The 17,025-nt window shown below is 70.1% G+C and carries 16 protein-coding genes and 1 riboswitch; of the genes, 6 read left to right on the top strand and 10 right to left on the bottom strand.

Annotation, left to right across the window (positions count from 1 at the left end; all coding sequences use genetic code 11):
* Nucleotides 1-150: 150 nt before the first annotated feature.
* The 3 genes from ACEN9J_RS19760 to ACEN9J_RS19770 are packed head-to-tail and all read left to right on the top strand — an operon-like array spanning nucleotide 151 to nucleotide 2,859.
* Nucleotides 151-924, top strand: a complete 774-nt coding sequence (locus ACEN9J_RS19760; RefSeq protein WP_057593423.1) for a ferredoxin--NADP reductase — start codon at nucleotides 151-153, stop codon at nucleotides 922-924.
* Between the two features lie 19 nt (nucleotides 925-943).
* The gene (locus tag ACEN9J_RS19765; protein ID WP_057593424.1) at nucleotides 944-1,714 is read left to right on the top strand and encodes a TetR family transcriptional regulator; all 771 of its coding nucleotides are present in this window, start codon (nucleotides 944-946) and stop codon (nucleotides 1,712-1,714) included.
* Nucleotides 1,660-2,859 carry an amidohydrolase family protein gene (locus ACEN9J_RS19770; RefSeq protein ID WP_413761845.1) on the top strand — a complete coding sequence of 400 codons (1,200 nt, stop codon included), beginning with the start codon at nucleotides 1,660-1,662 and terminating at the stop codon, nucleotides 2,857-2,859. Before ACEN9J_RS19765 ends, ACEN9J_RS19770 begins: the two co-directional genes overlap by 55 nt.
* A 13-nt stretch (nucleotides 2,860-2,872) precedes the next feature.
* Here ACEN9J_RS19770 and ACEN9J_RS19775 read toward each other — a convergent pair whose 3' ends face one another.
* The 5 genes from ACEN9J_RS19775 to ACEN9J_RS19795 all read right to left on the bottom strand — a co-directional run bounded on the left by ACEN9J_RS19775 (nucleotide 2,873) and on the right by ACEN9J_RS19795 (nucleotide 9,557).
* Complete coding sequence (locus tag ACEN9J_RS19775) at nucleotides 2,873-3,274, bottom strand: GtrA family protein (protein WP_057593426.1); 402 nt, start codon at nucleotides 3,272-3,274, stop codon at nucleotides 2,873-2,875.
* 4 nt (nucleotides 3,275-3,278) lie between these two features.
* Entirely contained in the window at nucleotides 3,279-4,295 is a 1,017-nt protein-coding gene (locus ACEN9J_RS19780) for a glycosyltransferase family 2 protein (protein ID WP_413761846.1), read from the bottom strand.
* Nucleotides 4,292-6,037, bottom strand: a complete 1,746-nt coding sequence (locus ACEN9J_RS19785) for an ArnT family glycosyltransferase (protein ID WP_413761847.1) — start codon at nucleotides 6,035-6,037, stop codon at nucleotides 4,292-4,294. The genes ACEN9J_RS19780 and ACEN9J_RS19785 overlap by 4 nt, the downstream gene beginning before the upstream one ends.
* Before the next feature lie 148 nt (nucleotides 6,038-6,185).
* The gene (metH, locus tag ACEN9J_RS19790) at nucleotides 6,186-8,900 is read right to left on the bottom strand and encodes a methionine synthase (RefSeq protein ID WP_413764580.1); all 2,715 of its coding nucleotides are present in this window, start codon (nucleotides 8,898-8,900) and stop codon (nucleotides 6,186-6,188) included.
* 60 nt (nucleotides 8,901-8,960) lie between these two features.
* Nucleotides 8,961-9,060: riboswitch (S-adenosyl-L-homocysteine riboswitch) on the bottom strand.
* 59 nt (nucleotides 9,061-9,119) lie between these two features.
* Entirely contained in the window at nucleotides 9,120-9,557 is a 438-nt protein-coding gene (locus ACEN9J_RS19795) for a PACE efflux transporter (RefSeq protein ID WP_057593428.1), read from the bottom strand.
* A gap of 116 nt (nucleotides 9,558-9,673) precedes the next feature.
* Here ACEN9J_RS19795 and ACEN9J_RS19800 point away from each other — a divergent pair, with 116 nt between their 5' ends.
* From ACEN9J_RS19800 to ACEN9J_RS19810, 3 genes are read left to right on the top strand one after another with little or no spacing between them, the layout of a single operon-like run.
* Nucleotides 9,674-10,591 carry a LysR family transcriptional regulator gene (locus ACEN9J_RS19800; protein WP_057593429.1) on the top strand — a complete coding sequence of 306 codons (918 nt, stop codon included), beginning with the start codon at nucleotides 9,674-9,676 and terminating at the stop codon, nucleotides 10,589-10,591.
* A gap of 53 nt (nucleotides 10,592-10,644) precedes the next feature.
* On the top strand, nucleotides 10,645-10,905 hold the full coding sequence (locus tag ACEN9J_RS19805; protein ID WP_057593430.1) for a type II toxin-antitoxin system Phd/YefM family antitoxin: 261 nt from the start codon (nucleotides 10,645-10,647) through the stop codon (nucleotides 10,903-10,905).
* Entirely contained in the window at nucleotides 10,905-11,324 is a 420-nt protein-coding gene (locus ACEN9J_RS19810; RefSeq protein WP_057593431.1) for a type II toxin-antitoxin system VapC family toxin, read from the top strand. The genes ACEN9J_RS19805 and ACEN9J_RS19810 overlap by 1 nt, the downstream gene beginning before the upstream one ends.
* 21 nt (nucleotides 11,325-11,345) lie before the next feature.
* On the opposite strand, the gene ACEN9J_RS19815 is transcribed toward ACEN9J_RS19810, so the two are convergent.
* Genes ACEN9J_RS19815 through hutG form a run of 5 tightly spaced genes read right to left on the bottom strand, consistent with a single transcriptional unit; the run spans nucleotide 11,346 to nucleotide 17,013 of the window.
* The gene (locus ACEN9J_RS19815) at nucleotides 11,346-12,395 is read right to left on the bottom strand and encodes a homocysteine S-methyltransferase family protein (protein WP_057593432.1); all 1,050 of its coding nucleotides are present in this window, start codon (nucleotides 12,393-12,395) and stop codon (nucleotides 11,346-11,348) included.
* 57 nt (nucleotides 12,396-12,452) lie between these two features.
* Entirely contained in the window at nucleotides 12,453-13,658 is a 1,206-nt protein-coding gene (locus ACEN9J_RS19820; RefSeq protein ID WP_261212023.1) for an MFS transporter, read from the bottom strand.
* Nucleotides 13,655-14,794, bottom strand: coding sequence for a histidinol-phosphate transaminase (locus ACEN9J_RS19825; protein WP_413761848.1), 1,140 nt, complete (start codon nucleotides 14,792-14,794; stop codon nucleotides 13,655-13,657). The genes ACEN9J_RS19820 and ACEN9J_RS19825 overlap by 4 nt, the downstream gene beginning before the upstream one ends.
* Nucleotides 14,791-16,179, bottom strand: coding sequence for an FAD-binding oxidoreductase (locus tag ACEN9J_RS19830; protein WP_413761849.1), 1,389 nt, complete (start codon nucleotides 16,177-16,179; stop codon nucleotides 14,791-14,793). The genes ACEN9J_RS19825 and ACEN9J_RS19830 overlap by 4 nt, the downstream gene beginning before the upstream one ends.
* Before the next feature lie 18 nt (nucleotides 16,180-16,197).
* Complete coding sequence (gene hutG / locus ACEN9J_RS19835) at nucleotides 16,198-17,013, bottom strand: N-formylglutamate deformylase (protein ID WP_413761850.1); 816 nt, start codon at nucleotides 17,011-17,013, stop codon at nucleotides 16,198-16,200.
* Between the last annotated feature and the right edge of the window lie 12 nt (nucleotides 17,014-17,025).

Raw genomic sequence — 17,025 nt, forward strand, 5'->3', positions numbered from 1 at the left:
CGATGCTTGCAATGGTGTTTTCTCGCGATGTTCATCGGGGTTTTTCCGACCAACGACAATGGAGGGTTCGGAGCCGGCCGGCAGCTGGCGCCCCAAGGGCGTGCATCCCGGCTCAGCCAACCCCCGTCATTCACCACTATTGAGTTCCGTATGAGTGCATTCAGCGAAGAGAAGGTCCTGAGCGTCCACCACTGGACCGACCGCCTGTTCACCTTCACCACCACGCGCGACCCGGCGCTGCGTTTCTCCAACGGCCACTTCACGATGATCGGCCTGCGCGTCAACGACAAGCCGCTGCTGCGCGCCTACAGCATCGTGAGCCCGAACTACGAGGAGCACCTCGAGTTCCTGAGCATCAAGGTGGAAGACGGCCCGCTGACCTCGCGGCTGCAGCACATCCAGGTGGGCGACACCATCATCGTGGGCCGCAAGCCCACCGGCACGCTGCTGATCGACTACACGCTGCCCGGCAAGCGCCTCTACCTGTTCGGCACCGGCACCGGCCTGGCACCGTTCATGAGCGTGATCCGCGACCCCGAGACCTACGAGAAGTTCGATCAGGTCATCCTGGTGCACGGCGTGCGCCAGGTCGACGAGCTGGCCTACCACGACCTCGTGACCGACCACCTGCCCAAGCACGAGTTCCTCGGCGAGATGGTCGCCAAGCAGCTGCTGTACTACCCCACGGTCACGCGCGAGGAGTTCCGCAACCAGGGCCGCATCACCGACCTGATCGCGAGCAACAAGCTCACCGACGACCTCGGCCTGCCGCCGATCAACGCCGCCGAGGACCGCGTGATGCTGTGCGGCAGCCCGGGCCTGCTGGTCGACCTCAAGCACATCCTCGAGGCGCGCGGTTTCAAGGAAGGCAACACCTCGACGCCGGGCGACTTCGTCGTCGAGCGCGCCTTCGCGGAAAAGTAAGCAGGACGCCGCGCGATCGATGGCCGACAGCCGTTCCATCACCAAGCCCAAGCCCCAGCGCCGCACCGGCGTGCGCGAGGCCGCGGCCCAGGCTACGCGCGACAGCATCCTCAAGTCGGCGACCAAGGTGTTCGCCAAGTACGGCTACGACGGCGGCAGCGTGGAGAAGATCTCCAAGGCCGCCAAGTCGTACGACCGGATGATCTACTACTACTTCGGCAGCAAGGAAGGCCTGTTCATCGCGGTGCTCGAGGGCATCTACCAGCGCATGGACGACGCCGAGGCCGCGATCGCGCTCGACGCCTCGCGCCCGGTCGAGGCGCTCACCGAGGTGATCCGCTTCGTGCTCGGCTACTACCGCAAGAACCCCGAGTTCGTGACGCTGCTCAACACCGAGAACCTGCACAAGGGCCGGCACATCTCGAAGTCGCTGCGCGCGCGCGAGTATTCGTCGCGGGCGGTGGCGATCATCTCGGAGATCCTCGCGAGCGGCGCGGCCCAGGGACTGTTCCGCAAGGACCTCGTGGCGCGCGACATCTACCTGCTGATCGCGTCCACCGGCTATTTCTACACCTCCAACCGCCACACGCTCACGGCCTTCCTCGGCGAGCCGCTGGAGTCGCCGGACGCGATCAGGCACTGGGAAGACTTCGTGATCGAGACCGTGCTGCGCACCGTGCGCGCGGACGATCTGCAGGACAACAACACTCCCCCCCACGACGAGGACAACACGAAATGGCAGAAATCGCGAGCAGCGGAAAGTCGGGCAAGGTCGTCATCCAGAACATAGGGCTGCTGCTCTCGGGCGACATCGACAAGCCCATCCTCGACGCCGACACCATCGTGGTGAACGACGGCCTGATCGTCGCCATCGGCAAGCAGAAGGACTGCGACCTCGAGGGCGCGAAGACCGTCATCGACGCGCGCCGGACCTGCGTCGCGCCCGGCCTGATCGACAGCCACGTGCACCCGGTGTTCGGCGACTGGACGCCGCGCCAGGGCCAGATCGGCTGGATCGACTCCACCATGCACGGCGGCGTAACCACCATGATCTCGGCCGGCGAGGTGCACCTGCCCGGCCGCCCCAAGGACATCGTGGGCCTGAAGGCCCTGGCCATCACGGCGCAGCGCGCCTTCGACAACTTCCGCCCCGGCGGCGTGAAAGTGCTGGCCGGCGCGCCGGTGATCGAGAAGGGCATGGTCGAGAGCGACTTCAAGGAACTCGCCGAGGCCGGCGTGGGCCTGCTCGGCGAGGTCGGCCTGGGCACGGTGAAGGCCGGCTACGAGGCCAAGGAGATGGTGGCCTGGGCGCGCAAGTACGGCATCCAGAGCACGATCCACACGGGCGGCCCCTCGATCCCGGGCTCGGGCCTGATCGACAAGGACGTGGTGCTCGAGGCCGACGCCGACGTCATCGGCCACATCAACGGCGGCCACACCTCGCTGCCCGAGGCCCATGTGTGCGAGCTCTGCGAGAAGAGCTCGCGCGCGATCGAGATCGTGCACAACGGCAACGAGAAGGTGGCGATCGCGGCCGCCAGGGCCGCGCTCGAGCTCAAGTGCCCGCACCGCGTGATCCTCGGCACCGACGGTCCCGCGGGCTCGGGCGTGCAGCCGCTGGGCATCCTGCGCATGGTCGCGATGCTGTCGTCGATCGCGAACATCCCGGCCGAGCTGGTGTTCTGCTTCGCGACCGGCAACACCGCGAAGATCCGCAAGCTCAACTGCGGCCTGATCGAGGTCGGCCGCGACGCCGATTTCGTGTTCATGGACCGCGCGCAGCATTCGCCCGCGCCGGGCCTGCTCGAGAGCGTGCAGCTCGGCGACATCCCGGGCGTGGGCATGGTGATGATCGACGGCATCGTGCGCTGCGGCCGCAGCCGCAACACGCCGCCGGCGACCGAGATTCCGGTGGTGGTGTCGGGCGCGCACTGAGGCGCGCCGATCTTCAAGGCTCGCGCCGCGCCTTGAAGATCAGGTAGCGCGCGGCAAGGAAGTTCACGCCCATGCCCGCGCCGCTGCCCGCGGCCACGCCGAGCATCGGCGCCCAGCGGCCGCTCGCCGAATGCAGCACCAGCACGTAGGCGCCGTAGTTCACGACGGCGCCGCCGAGCATGGTCGCGAGATAGCCCAGGTATTCGCGCCACAGCGCGGTGTCCGAATGGCGGTCGCCGAAGGCGAGGCTGCGGTTCATCGCCCAGGTGGTGGTGGCCGCCGCGAGGAAGGACAGCACGCGCGCGCCGTACCAGCCCAGGAGCGGCGCGGCGAGGTACAGCACCGCCACGTCGACGCCGAAGCCCACGACGCCGGCCACGGCGAACAGCAGGAACTGGCGCCCGGCCTGCCCCATCGCCTCAGCCGCAGGCGCCGTCTTGCCACGACTCGGAGCCGGCCGCGGGCATGGCGAGGTAGCGCAGCCGCTTGGCCTCCTGCCGGCCGATGGTCACGGTGTGCAGCACCGCGCCGCACACCAGCGCGAGCATCGCGCTGAGCATCAGGCCGGTGGCCAGCACGGCCGTGGGCAGGCGCGGCACCAGGCCGGTCTCCCAGAAGGTCATCGCGAGCGGGATCGCGAGCCCCACCGCGGCCAGCGCGAGCAGGCCCGCGAGGATCGCGAAGAACATCAGCGGCCGCTCGCTCACGAACAGCTTGGAGATGGTGACGAGGATGCGCCAGCCGTCGCGGTAGGTCGACAGCTTGCTCACCGAGCCCTCGGGCCGCGAGCGGTAGACCGAGGGCACCTCGGCATAGGGCATGCGCAGCTCGAGCGCGTGCACGGTGAGCTCGGTCTCGATCTCGAAGCCCTTGGCCAGCGCGGGAAAGGACTTCACGTAGCGGCGCGAGAACACGCGAAAGCCCGACAGCATGTCGGTGAAGCTGCCGCCGAACAGGCCCGAGACCGCGCCGGTCAGCATCTGGTTGCCCAGCCGATGGCCGCGGCGGTAGGTCTGGGCATCGCTCTGGTCGTCGACGCGCGCGCCCACCACCATGTCGAGCTTCTGCTCGACCAGCATGCGGATCATCTCGCGCACCGTCGAGAGGTCGTAGGTGGCGTCGCCGTCGACCATGATGTAGATGTCGGCCTCGACGTCGGCGAACATGCGCCGCACCACGTTGCCCTTGCCGCGCAGCGGCACGTGCACCACCTGCGCGCCATGGGCGCGCGCGACCTCGGCCGTGCCGTCGGTGGAGTTGTTGTCGAAGATGTGGATCTGCGCCTCGGGCAGGTCGGCGCGGAAGTCGGCCACCACCTTGGGAATGGCCAGCGCCTCGTTGTAGCAGGGGATGATGGCGGCGATGCGCAGCGCCGGCGGCAGCGGCGAGAGCGCGGCGGCGGCCGTGCAGGAAGCGAGGCGGTCGGCGGTCGTCATGGCGTGGGCGCGAGTATGCGGTAGGCCTTCACACCATCCTTCTCGACGATCAGGCTGAAGTACTTGTCGAAGTCGGGCTTGGTGTGCACATAGGGCGCGAGCGCGGTCTGGATCACGATCGAGCCGAACTGCTGCGAGGCCAGCTTGCGCGCGAGCTGGTCGGCCGGCAGGTACAGGTAGTCCGAGTAGCGGAACGGCCCGAAGATGTCGCCCCACACCGGGTTGGGCGCGAAGTAGATCGAGTCGTTGAGGCCGACCTGGTAGAGCCGGCCCACGGGGTTGGCGCGCAGGTGGCTCAGCACCTCGTAGCCCGGCACGTGCCGGGCAAGGAAGGCCTCGCGCGAGGCGGGCGTGGGCGAGATCATGCGCACGTCGCGCACCGAATGCGCGAGCGCGAAGCCCGCGAGCACCACCATCAGCAGCCCGCCGAAGACGCCCGGCGTGCGCCCGCGCGCGAGCGTCGGCAGCCGGCGCCGCACGAAGGTGCCGGCCCAGCCCAGCAGCGTGTGCCAGCCCACGGCGGCCATCAGCGCGAGCAGCGGGAACGAGGCCATCATGTAGCGCGGATAGCGCGAGGTCGCGACCCAGATCGCGAGCGAGTAGAGGCAGAACACGAAGGCCGCGCGCACCGGGCCCGGGCGCCACAGCGGGCTGAACGGCACCAGCAGCAGCGGCCAGAACAGGCCGTTGGGCATGTTGGCGTGGTCGCGCACGTCGGCCAGCTGCTGCGTGTAGTCGGCCATGTTCCAGTTGGTGAAGCCGAACACACGCGCGCCGATCGGATTGAAGGGATCGCCGGTCTGCAGGTAGTTGCGCGCATACCAGTAGATGCACGGCACCAGGAACAGCCCGAGGGCCGCGAGCCACGGCAGCGGCCGGCGCTCGCGGCGCGCCACGAACACCGCCACCAGCGGCAGGAAGATCAGCGCCTGGTACTTGGAGCCCGCCGCCACGCCGAGGAAGAAGGCGGCCAGCAGCAGCCAGCGCGCGCGCCCGTGGCGCGCTGCGCCGGGCGCCGGTTCGAGCACGTGGCCCTCGTCCCACCACCACAGCGCGACGAAGGCCGCGAGCACGAACAGCGCCACGCCCATGTCGATGTACGAGTTGGGATAGTCGCCCAGCGCGAGCCAGATGCCGGCGCCCAGGCAGGCGATGTAGCGGTTGGCATGCAGCCGGCCGAGGCGATGGATCATCAGCACCGACAGCCAGCCCGCGAGGCCGTGGATGAAGTGGGTGAAGACGTCGTCGTAGACCGTCAGCGCGGCGGCGTAGAGCAGGTCGTAGTTGTAGGGGAACCAGGGGTAGCGCAGCCACTCGTAGACGCCCAGCGTGCCGCTTTGCGCGACCTGGCGCGCATAGGGCAGGTGGTACATCACCTCGTCGAAGGCCACCGGCGGGGCCAGCGGCGAGAACAGCGTGGGCAGGCCCACGAGCAGCAGCGCGGCGAACGCGCATTTCTCGCCGAGGGTGGCTGCCGGCTGCGCGGGCGCGAGCGCGCCGCGCGCCTTCAGCTCGCGGCGCCAGCCGGGCAGCCGCAGCAGCGCCAGCACGATGCCCGTGCCCAGCAGCGCGAGCACCGCACCCTGGCGCAGCGCGCCGGCGATCGCCAGCGCCTGGAGGGCGACGATGAACAGGCCGACGCCGAGCGTGGTCGCGATCGCGCCCTCGAGCCAGGCGTCGCGCCGCGCGGGCGCCCCGAAGCGCGCCAGCACGGTGGCACCGAAGCCCCAGGCGCCGGCCACGAAGAGGGCCAGCGCCGCGTGGTGCGCGAGGATGAAGAGCAGTGTCTGAATGGGAATCCCCCGGAAGCCTGGATCGGTTCACCGGCCCGCGGGGCGGGCGGCGTGGATGGCGGCGGCGCGGGGGAACGAAAGGGCCCGCCGCGCGCCGTCAGAGGTTGGGCGCCAGCAGCCGCTCCAGTTCGGACTCGCTCGCCTTGCGGCGCACCGCCTGGTCCTGCAGCTGGTCATGGCCGATTTTGCCTACGTTGAAGTACGTGCTGTCGGGGTGCCCGAGGTAGAACCCCGACACGCTGGCGGCCGGCATCATAGCGAGGCTTTCGGTCAGGCTCATGCCAATGTCCGTGCAGTTCAGGAGGTCGAACATCGGCTTCTTCACGCTGTGGTCGGGGCAGGCCGGATAGCCGGGCGCGGGGCGGATGCCGCGGTACTGCTCGGCGATCATTTGCTCGTTGCTCAGCGCCTCGTCGGCCGCGTAGCCCCAGAGGTCGGTGCGCACGCGGTGGTGCATGGCCTCGGCGAAGGCCTCGGCCAGCCGGTCGGCCAGCGCCTTGAGCATGATCGCGGAGTAGTCGTCGAGGTCGTCGACGAAGTACTTCTCCTTCTTCTCCACGCCCAGGCCCGCGGTCACGGCGAACATGCCCACGTAGTCCTTCAGGCCGCTCTCGCGCGGCGCGACGAAGTCGGCCAGGCAGCGGCTCGGGCGCATCGTGCCCTCGATCTCCTGCTTCTCGGTCTGCTGGCGCAGGCCGTACCAGGTGAGCGCGGCCTCGCTGCGCGACTCGTCGGTGTAGAGCACGATGTCGTCGTCGTTCTCGGTGTTGGCCGGCCAGAAGCCGACCACGCCGCTCGCGCTGAGCCAGCGGCCCTCGATCAGGCGCTTGAGCATGCGCTGGCCGTCGCCGTAGACGCGCACGGCCTCTGTGCCGACGATCTCGTCCTTGAGGATGGCCGGGAACGGGCCCGCGAGGTCCCAGGTCTGGAAGAACGGGCCCCAGTCGATGTACTTCGCGAGCTCGGTCAGGTCGAAGTTGCGGAACACGCGCCGGCCGATGAACTTGGGCACGGGCGGCACGTAGCTCGACCAGTCGATGGGCGTCTTGTTGGCGCGCGCCCTGGCCAGTGGCCACAGCGGCACCTGCTTCTTGTTGGCGTGCTGCGCGCGCACCTTCTCGTAGTCGGCGTTGATCTCGCCGATGTAGGCCGCGGCCTGGTCGCTCAGCAGCGACTGCGCCACGCTCACGCTGCGCGAGGCATCGGGCACGTAGACCACCGGGCCTTCGTAGTGCGGCGCGATCTTCACGGCCGTGTGCACGCGGCTGGTGGTGGCGCCGCCGATCAGCAGCGGGATCTTCCTGATGCGGAAGTGGTCGTCCTTCTGCATCTCGCCGGCCACGTACTGCATCTCCTCGAGGCTCGGCGTGATCAGGCCCGACAGGCCCACGATATCCGCGCCCTCGACCTTCGCCTTGGCGAGGATCTCGTGGCACGGGACCATCACGCCCATGTTCACCACTTCGAAGTTGTTGCACTGGAGCACGACGGTGACGATGTTCTTGCCGATGTCGTGCACATCGCCCTTCACGGTGGCGATGATGATCTTGCCCTTGGTGCGCACGTCGCGGCCCGCGGCCTCGTCCTGGCGCTTCTCTTCCTCGATGTAGGGGATGAGGTGGGCCACGGCCGACTTCATCACGCGCGCCGACTTCACCACCTGCGGCAGGAACATCTTGCCCTGGCCGAACAGGTCACCCACGATGTTCATGCCGTCCATCAGCGGCCCCTCGATCACATGCAGCGGACGGCCGCCCTTGGCGAGGATCTGCCGGTAGGCCTCCTCGGTGTCCTCCACGATGAAGTCGGTGATGCCGTGCACCATGGCGTGCGACAGCCGCTGGTTGACGTGCACCGGCTGCTCGGGCGTGCCGCGCCACTCGAGCTTCTTGCTGTCGTCCTTGGCGCCGCTCTTGGCGCTCTCGGCCACCTCGACGAGGCGCTCGCCGGCATCGGGCCGGCGGTTGAGCACCACGTCCTCGACGCGCTCGCGCAGCTCGGGCTCGAGGTCGTCGTAGACGCCGACCATGCCGGCGTTGACGATGCCCATGTCCATGCCGGCCTGGATCGCGTGGTACAGGAACACGGTGTGGATCGCCTCGCGCACCGGGTCGTTGCCGCGAAAGCTGAAGCTCACGTTCGACACCCCGCCCGAAACCTTGGCGCCCGGCAGGTTCTGCTTGATCCAGCGCACCGCGTTGATGAAGTCGACCGCGTAGTTGTCGTGCTCCTCGATGCCGGTGGCGATCGCGAAGATGTTCGGGTCGAAGATGATGTCCTCGGGCGGGAAGCCCACCTCGTCGACCAGGATGCGGTAGGCGCGCTCGCAGATCTCGATCTTGCGCGCGAAGGTGTCGGCCTGGCCCTTCTCGTCGAAGGCCATCACCACGGCGGCCGCGCCGTAGCGCTTCACGAGGCGGGCCTCGTGCTTGAACTTGTCCACGCCCTCCTTCATGGAGATCGAGTTGACGATGCCCTTGCCCTGGATGCAGCGCAGGCCGGCCTCGATCACTTCCCACTTCGAGCTGTCGACCATCACCGGCACGCGCGCGATGTCGGGCTCGCTGGCGATCAGGTTGAGGAAGCGCACCATCGCGGCCTTGCTGTCGAGCATGGCCTCGTCCATGTTGATGTCGATCACCTGCGCGCCGTTCTCGACCTGCTGGCGCGCGACGGCCAGCGCATCCTCGAACTGGCCGTTGAGGATCATGCGCGCGAAGGCCTTGGAACCGGTGACGTTGGTGCGCTCGCCGATGTTGACGAACAGGGATCCCTCGCCGATGGCCACCGGCTCGAGGCCGGACAGCTTCATGGGAGGAACGGAAGGCGCGGGAACATCGCTCATGGGGCTCACCTGGGCAGGGGAAGACACGTCAGGTGAGCGTCGTTGCAACCGGGCCTTCCGGGCAGGTTCTGCGAGAAGGCGCCTTCCAAGCCTGACGGCGGGTGCCGCTGCAACGCTCCTTGGAAGGGGTGGCGATTTTACCGGCTGCCGGTGGCGCGGCCGGCGCGCGGGTCTATCGCGGCGGGTTCAGGCCGCCTGCGCGACCGGCGCCGCCGAGGCCGGCAGCCCGAAGACGCGGTCGAAGGCCCAGTTGAAGACGAAGGTGTAGACCAGGAAGAAGATCACCAGCCCCAGGTCCATCACCAGCGCCTGCCACAGCGAGATGCCCAGGCCCCAGGCGAACATCGGCACCAGCAGGCCGATCAGGCCGCCCTCGAAGCCGATGGCATGGGCGATGCGGCGCTTGAGGCTGCGCCCGCGCACCGCCTGGCGCGCCTCCCAGCGCTCGAACAGGCTGTTGAAGATCAGGTTCCAGATCACCGCGATGACCGAGGCCGCCACGGCCAGCACGCCCGAATGGCCGAGGCCGGCGCCCGTCATCAGCGCCAGCCCCGCGCTGGCGGCCACGATGGCGATCCCTTCGTAGAGGGTGATGTAGACGATGCGGCGCTGGATTCCCTGCATGACGGACTCTCTCTCGGCTTGTTGTGTGACTGCGATCCCTGGACTTTATGTGTCTCCTGCTGATATAAAAAGTCAACTTATTTCAGTTTTATTGATAGATCGATCCGAGAACAGCCATGAGCTTCTCCAGCGACAGCGTCGAGGTCTTCCTGGCCGTGATCGACCACGGCTCCTTCTCGGCCGCCGCCCGCGCCCTGCGCCGCGTGCCGTCGGCCGTCAGCATGGCCATCGCCCACCTCGAGGCCGAGCTCGACCTGCAGCTGTTCGACCGCAAGGGCCGCGAGCCCCGGCCCACGGCCGCCGCGCGCTCGCTCGAGCCGCAGGCGCGCGCGCTGGCGGCGCAGCTGCGCCAGCTCGACGCGCAGGCGCTGGCACTGACCCAGGGACTGGAGGAACGGCTCACGCTGGCGATCGCGCCCGAGCTGCTGGCCGCGCCCTGGAGCGGCGCGCTGGCCGAGCTGGCGCACGAGTACCCGCTGCTGCAGGTCGAGGTGCTGGCCGCGCCGCAGGCCGATGCGCTGGCGCTGCTGCACAGCGGCCGGGCCCAGCTCGCGCTGGTGTTCGAGCGGCCCAGCCTCGACGGGCGCGAGGGTTTCCAGGAGGTGGGCAGCGACACCATGGTCGCGGTGATGGCGCCGGGCCACCCCGTGCTGGCCGCCGCGCCCGGCGGCCGCCTGCGCGAGGAGCACCTGATCGCCACCCGCCAGATCGTGGTCGCCGGCCGCGACCTCGTCGCGACCATGGACCCGCGCAGCGTGTTCGCGCGCCACCTCTGGCGCACCGACAACGCGCTGGCCGCCCTGAGCCTGATCACCGCCGGCGTCGGCTGGGGCTGGCTGCCGCGCAATTTCGTGCGGCCGCACGTGGCGGCGGGCGCGCTGGTCGAGATCCCGCTCGAGAACCTCAGCAACGGCCTGAACCTGTGGGTGGACGTGGTGTGGTCGCGCGAAAGGCCGCTGGGGCTGGGGGCGCAGCGCTTCGTGGCGCTGATTTCGCGCGAGCGGGTGGCAGCCAAGTCGATGGGGGTGGATTGACGCGCGCCCGCTGATTGTCATAACATACAAACAAACCAGACTAGGGAGCTGCCATGACCATCACCAGCATTTCCAGCCGGGACTTCACCCGCGACGTGGCCGCCGCCAAGCGTGCGGCCACCCATGGGCCGGTCTACATCACGAACCGCGGCGTGCCCGAGTACGTGCTCCAGCGCATCGAGGACTACCGCCGCGAAAGCGGGGAAGCCGAGGAGTCCTTGCTCGCCCTCATGGACAGCCTGCCCATCACGGGCGACGAGCCCTTCGATCCGCCGCGCGCGCAGATCGTGCCGAAGACGCCGGACCTCGGCTGATGTACGTGCTCGACACCAACGTCGTGTCGGAACTCCGGCATGGCAAGCCGAACCCGTCGCCCGCCGTGCGCGAATGGGCGGCCTCGATCCCGCAGCGCCACTTCTTCCTGAGCGCGATCACCGTGCTCGAGATCGAGACGGGCATCCTGCGGATGGAGCGCCGCTCGCCGCCGCAGGGCGGATCGCTGCGCCGGTGGTTCGACGCCCTGCGCGAAGCCTTCGACGGCCGGATTCTTCCTTTCGGGGCGGAAGCCGCGCTGCTGTGCGCGCCGATGCACGTTCCCGATCCGCGCGACTACCGCGATTCGATGATCGCGGCCACAGCGCTGGCGCACGGCTTCACGCTGGTCACGCGCAACCTGCGCGATTTCGAGAGAAGCGGCGCGAAGCTGCTCAACCCCTGGCCGGCCGAAGGCTGAGCGCCCCGGTCCGCGAAGGGCTCAAGCGGCCTCCTTGTAGAACCCCGCCGCATTGTTCAGCAGCCGCCCCGCCACCGGCGACACCGCGCGCCCGATGGCCGCGATGTGGTCGGGCGTGGTGCCGCAACAGCCGCCGACGATGTTGACCAGCCCCTCGGCCGCGAACTCGTGCAGCAGGCGCGAGGTCACGTCGGGCGTCTCGTCGAAGCCGGTGTCGCTCATCGGGTTGGGCAGGCCGGCGTTGGGATAGCAGCTGATGAAGGTGTCGTCGGCCACGCGCGCCAGTTCCTGGATGTAGGGGCGCATCAGCGCCGCGCCCAGCGCGCAGTTCAGGCCGATGGCCAGCGGCCGCGCATGGCGTACGCTGTGCCAGAAGGCGGTCACGGTCTGGCCGCTGAGGATGCGGCCCGAGGCGTCGGTCACGGTGCCGCTGATGATCAGCGGCAGGCGCTCGCCGCTGTTCTCGAAGTACTCGTCGACCGCGAACAGCGCGGCCTTGGCGTTGAGCGTGTCGAAGATGGTCTCGACCAGGATCACGTCGGCGCCGCCCTCGACCAGCGCCTCGGTCTGCTCGTAGTAGGCGGCGCGCAGGGCCTCGAAATCGACATTGCGCGCGCCCGGATCGTTGACGTCGGGGCTGATGCTCGCGGTCTTGGGCGTGGGGCCGAGGGCGCCGGCCACGAAGCGCGGCTTGTCGGGCGTGGAGTACTTGTCGCAGGCGGCGCGCGCCAGCTTCGCGGACTCGAGGTTCATCTCGCGCGCCAGGTGCGCCATCTTGTAGTCCTCCTGCGCGATGGTGGTCGCGCCGAAGGTGTTGGTCTCGATCAGGTCGGCGCCGGCCGCGAGGTAGCCCTCGTGGATGTCGGAGATGACGTCGGGCCGGGTCAGCGACAGCAGCTCGTTGTTGCCCTTCACGTCGCGCTCGAAGTCCTTGAAGCGCTCGCCGCGGTACTGGGCCTCGGTGAGCTTGAAGCGCTGGATCATGGTGCCCATGGCGCCATCGAGGATGGCGATGCGGCGCCCGAGGATCTCGGGCAGTTGCTGGGCACGGGTGTAGACGATCGGCTTCATGGGTCCGGATTGTAGAAAACGCGCCCGCGCCGCACCGCCAAAGCGGTCTTCGGGACTTCAGGCCGGCGCGTGCCGGGCCGCGCGCGCCAGGCAGCCGACCGACAGCAGCGCCAGCAGGCCGCTGGCGACGATGGCCAGGTCGTAGCTGCCGCGCAGGTCGAACAGCAGGCCGGCCGCGCTGGCGCCGATCGAGGCGGCCACGCCGACCGCGATGTAGAGCGTGCCGAGGATGGCGCCCAGCGCGCGCGTGCCGTACCAGCGCGCCGCCAGCGCCGGATAGAGCGCGATGCAGCCGCCGTTGGCCGCGCCGAACAGCAGTGCGAACAGCGCCAGCGAAGCGAAGCCGCCGGCGGCCCACCACAGCAGGTGCAGCGCGGCCAGCGCCAGCGTGAGCAGCGAGAGCAGCCGGCGCGCGCCGAGCCGGTCGCCGAGCCCGCCGAGCACCAGCCGGCCGCCGACGTTGCCCACGCCGATCAGTCCGATCAGCAAGGTGGCGTCGGCCGCGCCGATGCCCAGCCCCTGCGCCGCCGGCGCCACGTGGACCAGCGCGACGAACAGCCCGATCGAGCCCCAGCCGATGGCCGCGAAGTACCACCAGAAGCAGGCGCCGCGCACCGCCTCGCGCCAGCGCAGGCCGGTCTCGACGGGCGCGCCCGCCGCAGCGGACACCCGGTCTCCGTCGGGCAGCAGGCCGAGTTCCTGCGGCCGGGCCCGGATCGCCCAGGCTGCCACGCCGCCGAGCAGCAGGATGCCGAGCGCGAACAGCTGCATCGTGGCCTGCCACGACAGGTGCTGCTGCAGCGCGCCGGCCGTCACCGGGCCGACGAAGGTGCCGAGCCCGGTGCCGGCCAGCGCCAGCCCCGAGGCCCGGCTGCGCCGGCGCACGAACCAGCGCTGCACCGCGGCCACCGCCGGCACGTAGACCAGCCCGACGCCGAAGCCGACGAACAGGCCGAACAGCGCGAACAGCACGGCCAGCGACGGCGCCAGGCTGGCCAGCGCAAAACCGGCCGCCAGCAGCACGATGCCGGTGCCGACCACCGCGCGCAGCGGGAAGCGGTCGGCCAGCGCGCCCGAGAAGGCGCCGACGATGTAATAGAGCAGCGCCGTGGCCGAGAACAGCGAGGCGACCGGGAAGCGGCCGGCGCCGAAGCTGGCCTGGATGCCGGCGAAGAAGGCGCCGAAGGAATAGGCGGCGCCGAACACCAGCGCCAGCAGCACATGGGCCGCCGCGACGACGCCCCAGCCGCGAAAGAGCCTCATGGCATCTTCGACATGATCTCGTCCATCGCGGCGACGAAGCGCTCGAGCTCGTGCGGCGCGCCGACCGAGACGCGGATGAAGCGCTCGAAGCCTGGCTCCTTCCAGGGCTTGACGATGATGCCGTGCGCCAGCAGCGCCTCGTTGACCGGCCCGTTCGGCCGGCCCAGGTCGATGAACAGGAAGTTGGCCGCCGAGGGCGCGATGCGCAGCCCCGGCCAATCGCGCGCGCACAACTGTGCGGCCAGCGCTTCGCGCAGCCGCACGGTCTGTTCCACGGCCGCGGCCATGCAGGCCTCGTCGCCCCAGGCCGCGAGCGCCGCGGCCTGCGCCGCGAGGTTCACGTTGAAGGGCGTGCGCACGCGGTCGAGCAGCTGCACCAGCGCCGCGTCGGAAGCGATGCCGTAGCCCACGCGCAGGCCCGCCAGGCCCCAGGCCTTGGAGAAGGTGCGCAGCACGATCCACGGGAAGGCCACCGCTTCGCCGCGCAGCCGCGCGAGCACGTCGGGGTAACCGGGCGCGAGCCGCGCGTATTCGTAGTAGGCCTCGTCGACCACCAGCAGCGTGCCCGCGGGCACGGCGGCCAGCAGGCGCTCGAAGTCCCGCGTGTCGAACATGCAGCCGACCGGGTTCGAGGGATTGGCCAGCATCACCAGCTTGGGGCCGCGCGCGAGCGCCGCGCACCAGGCCTCGATGTCGAAGCCCAGCTCGGGCGTGAGCGCCAGCAGCTCGACCTGCGCGCCCATCATGCGCGGATAGATCTCGTGCAGGCCGAAGGCGGGGCGCTGCGTGAGCACGCGGTCGCCGGGGCCCAGGAAGGCCTGGCACAGCATCTGGAGGATGTCCTCCGAGCCGTTGCCGATCACCAGTTCCGCGGGCTGCGCGCCGCTGCGTTCGGCGATCGCGGCGCGCAATGCGGTGCAGTGGGCATCGGGGTAGGTGCCCGCGCGCGCCGCCAGGTCGACCAGCGCGCGCGCCACCGCGGGGCTCGCGCCGTAGGGGTTCTCGTTGCTCGCGAGCCGCGCGATCTGGTCGACGCCGTAGCGCGCGCGCACGGCCTCCGAGGACAGGCCGGCGTTGTAGGCCGGCAGCGGCGCGACTTCGGGTCGCGCGAGGGCATGGATGGCGGTCGTGTTCACAGGTCGAATACCTTGCCGGGGTTGAGCAGGTGGAGGGGATCGAGCGCCTGCTTGATGGCGCGCATCGCGGCGAGTTCGTCAGGAGTGCGGCTCGCGCCCAGGTAGGGCTTCTTGTGCAGGCCGATGCCGTGCTCGGCCGAGATGCTGCCGCCGCGGGCCTCGACCTGCGCGTAGACCATGCGCTCGAAGGCCTCGGCTTCGCCGCCGATGGCCCGGCCGTCGGTGGTCACGTGCAGGTTGCTGTCGCCCACGTGGCCGAAGAACAGCGAGTGGTGCCCGGGCCAGCGCGCATCGAGCGCCGCGCGGCAGTCGTCGGCGAAGCGGCCGATGCTGGCCATCGGCAGGCTCACGTCGAGGTTGATCGGCGGATGCATGTGCACCGGCAGCTCGGCCGTGGCCTCGCGGATCTTCCAGAAGGCGCGAGCCTGCGATTGCGACTGGGCGATGGCGGCATCGACCGCCGCGCCCTCCTCCATCGCACCGGCCAGCGCCGCCTCGAGCGCCTCGCGCAGCGCGGCCTCGTCCTCGCCGGCCACGTCGACCAGCGCCACCAGCGGATGCGCCGCGTCGAAGGGCTCGCGCAGCTGCTGCCAGCGCAGCGAGGTCTGCACGAAGTCGCGCCACATCAGCTCGAAGGCCGCGAGCGCGCCCGGAAAGCGCGCGCCGAGCCGGCGCAGCAGCACCAGCGCGGCCTCGAAGTCCGGCAGCGCGACCAGCGCCGTGGCCTTGGCGCGCGGCGCCGGATGCAGCCGCAGCAGCGCACGCGTGATCACGCCCAGCGTGCCCTCGGCGCCGATGAAGAACTGCTTGAGGTCGTAGCCGGTGTTGTTCTTGAGCATGGGCCGCAGCATCGGCAGCACGCGGCCGTCGGCCAGCACCACCTCCAGGCCCAGCGCCTGCTCGCGCATCATCCCGAACTGCAGCACGCCGTTGCCGCCCGCGTTGGTCGACAGCGCGCCGCCGATCTGGCACGAGCCGCGCGCGCCGAAGTCCACGCCGAACAGCAGGCCCCGCGCGGCGGCCGCCTCCTGCACCGACTGCAGGGTGGCGCCGGCCTGCACGGTCAGCGTGCCGGCGGCGGCATCGAGCGACTCGATGGCGTTCATGCGTTCGAGCGAGAGCGCGATCGCATCCGCGCGCGGCACCGCCGCGCCGGCCAGCCCGGTGAGCCCGCCCTGCGGCACCACGGGCACGCGGTGCTCGCTGCAGAGGCGCAGCACGGCCGACACCTCGCGCGTGTCGCGCGGGCGCACCAGCGCCAGCGGCAGCACCGGCGCCACGCCGCTCCAGTCGCTGCGGTGGCGCTCGGCGATGGCCTCGCCGCGCAGCACCTGGCCGGCGCCCAGCGCCTCGCCGAGCGCGGCGAGAAAGGCCTCCTGGTTCATTGCCGGCTCATTCCTGGCTCACCCGCGGCCTTCGACGAAGTCGAGCACCGCCTCGAGCATGCGGCGCACCTGCGGCTGCACGCCGGCCGCCACCTGGGGCAGGTAGGCGAAGGGCAGTGCCTCCTGCATGTAGCTCGATTGCGTCATCTCGAGCTGCACCGCGTGCACGCCACCCGCGGGATTGCCGTACTGGCGCGTGATGTGGCCGCCCTTGAAGCGGCCGTTGAGCACGCCGGTGTAGCCGGGATTCGACGTCGCGATGCCCAGCAAGGTGGCGGCGAGCGCGGGGTCGCAGCTCTTGCCGTCGGCGGTGCCGAGGTTGAGATCGGGCAGCTTGCCCTCGAAGAAGCGCGGCAGCACCGAGCGGATCGAGTGCGCGTCCCACAGCGCGATGGTGCCGTGCGCGGCCTTGAGTCGCGCCAATTCGGCCGCGAGCTGCGCGTGATAGGGCTGCCAGATCGCCTCGCGGCGCGCGGCGATCTCGGCCTCGCCGGGCAGGTCGCCCGCGGCATACAGCGGCGTGTCGTCGAAGGTGTCGACCGGGCACAGGCCGGTGACGCTCTGGCCCGGATAGAGGCTGGCGCCGTCGGGCGGACGGTTGAGGTCGATCACGTAGCGCGAGTGCGTGGCCACCAGCACCGAGGCGCCGAGCGCGTCGGCGAAGTCGTAGAGCTGCTCGAGGTGCCAGTCGGTGTCGGGTACATGGCGCGCCTCCTCGGTGAAGCGCGCGAGCAGCGCGCCCGGCACGTGGGTGCCCAAGTGCGGCATCGAGATCAGCAGCGGGCGCGTGCCCTGGCGAAAGCGGAAGGCCGGTTCGGTGGTGGTGAAGCTCATGGCGTGGGTTCC

The sequence above is a fragment of the Variovorax sp. Varisp41 genome, assembly GCF_047325085.1.
In the GTDB taxonomy this organism is placed as follows: Bacteria; Pseudomonadota; Gammaproteobacteria; order Burkholderiales; family Burkholderiaceae_C; genus Variovorax.